The sequence below is a fragment of the Frisingicoccus caecimuris genome, assembly GCF_004340975.1.
Classification (GTDB): Bacteria; Bacillota; Clostridia; order Lachnospirales; family Lachnospiraceae; genus Frisingicoccus; species Frisingicoccus caecimuris.
In genome coordinates this window covers 1-2,242 of record NZ_SLXA01000030.1, presented here as the reverse complement: position 1 = coordinate 2,242, position 2,242 = coordinate 1, and the positions used below count along the sequence as shown (strand labels likewise).

The window sequence follows — 2,242 nt, the reverse complement described above, 5'->3', positions numbered from 1 at the left end:
TCAAAGTCAGATGAATTCAGTGAAATCCTGGGTTCGTTTGGATTACAACAGACGGTGGGTGAAGCCGTATATGTGACAAGAACAGATGCGAAATACCATACAGCAAATTGCAGTAAGATTCGGGATAATCAGACGAATGTATTGTTGCTTCAGGACGCACGGAGTATTGGATATGAAGTTTGTCCAGAGTGCCATTAGATGAAACAAAAAGGGGAGGATAGGATATCATGGTATGAAAAAAATAAAATTTTTAAAAGGTTCAATTTGTCTGGTTGTCAGTTTATGTTTTGCGCTATCATCGATTTCAGTTTTGGCTGAAGAAGAACTGCCAATAGCAGCCATGGATATAGAGACGTCCGAAAGCAGTGAAAATTCAGGCACATTGACAGAAGATGAGACTGTAGAGACGGAAGACAGCTTAACAGAAGAATTTTTCGGAGAAGACATAGAACCTTCAGAAACTCTTCCTGAGACAGAAATATTTTCTGAAAAAGCAAATCATGCAGACGATGTAGTTATGACTGTGGAGGAAACAGAAGCGCTTAGTATTTCTGTAGATTATACAGAAGGCATTTCTTGCGGACAGGAGATTATTTTTACAGTGAATGCTTCCGGAGGTTCTGGCAATTATAAATACAGGCCCGCCGGTCTTATGACAGTAGAAGATGGCCAATTGGTAAGTGTTTATGATGTAAGTTATGGGAATAATGGTTCCTATCGGAAAAATAATGAATTTGGCTTTACTTTTTATGCATCCGGTACATATTATATCCGTTTCAGTGTTATGGATATGACTACGTTTGAAACGAAAACAACCGGGTTGTATGAATATACGCTTAACATACAGGATGCGAGTTATCCGTCTGTCATGCAGATCGTTAAGACAGTAGCGGCTCAATGTAGGAATGAATGTGCAACAGATTTCGAAAAAGCTTTATGGCTGCATGATTGGATTTTAGATAAAGGGGATTATGATTATTCATACAGCTATTGTTCTGCAGAAGGAATTCTTGCCAGAGGGAAAGGTACCTGTGAATCTTATCATAGGGCATATGTATTGCTTCTTAACGAAGTCGGTATTGAGACCGGCCGTATTACAGGTAATGGACACGTCTGGACGGCAGTAAAAATGGATGGTGAATGGTATCAAATTGATACAACCTGGGATGATGGCGGAGAACAGATGAAGGGAACGATTTATGAACATATGTATTTCGGCGTGACCGATGAAATTATCGGTCTTGTGCATACGGATCACCAGTTGGCAGTACCGGGCTATGAATCGACAACATTGGAAAATAATTACTTCATCAAGACAGGGCAGGTTAAGCAATGGTCAGATTCGTTTGTGGATACTATTAAGCAGAATTTGGAAAATGGAGAAACAAAGTTTGTTTTGAATGTGAATAGTAGTATGCCGGATAACTATAAAAATGTTATTTACAATCTTGTAGCGTATGAATTATCAAAAACAGATTGGGACGGAAAAGACCTGGATATTTCCTACACTGATGATTGTTTCACTTGTGAGGTGAAGGCAGTATCGGATGATGAGACAGTAACGTATTATGTAACCTATGATGCAAACGGCGGCGAATTGCCAATAAGTAACGGTGGGGGAGAGGCTTATACAACATATCGGGTGTGTGAGCGTGTGGGCGATAAACATACAATTGATCTTGATTCTTACTATAGGCCTAAAAGGTTTTATAAGGTTACATATCATGGCAATGGCCAAGGTGCAAAAACTTTTGAATTCCAGAATTATTTTAAATTTTTAGGGTGGAATACAAGGAAAGATGGTAGCGGAAAAACTTATAAAGCAGGAGATGTATATTCCGAGAATAAAGATATCACTCTGTATGCGCAATGGTCAACGGAGTATTTTTCAGATCGATATGTGGAGAGACCGGGCTATGTGTTCAAAGGCTGGTATACCCAGAAGCAAGGCGGAAAAAAAGTTACATCAAAAACAGTTATCAAAGGAGATACGGACGTTTATGCTCAGTGGGAACCGGGAAAGTTTTTGCTGGATGCTAAGCAAATCTTTGTAGATATCGGTGACATAAAAACTATAACAGCATCTGTCACTTCTGGGCAGGAAGATTTTGATGTTTCATGCACTTGGGATGGAGGCACGCAGGACCGGCAGATCATACATGCAGATAGATATCTGAATACAGTGTCTGTTCAGGGGCTCCATGAAGGAGAAGCGAACGTCTACGTAAGTATTAAAAATTCT

2 protein-coding genes are annotated in these 2,242 nt (G+C 39.7%); both read left to right on the top strand.

What is annotated here, in order from left to right; all coding sequences use genetic code 11:
• Positions 1-198: hypothetical protein (locus EV212_RS13530; protein WP_330570527.1), on the top strand; the 198-nt coding region annotated here is incomplete at its 5' end.
• 34 nt (positions 199-232) lie between these two features.
• A partial coding sequence (locus tag EV212_RS13330; protein ID WP_132094480.1) for a transglutaminase domain-containing protein occupies positions 233-2,242 on the top strand: 2,010 nt, incomplete at its 3' end.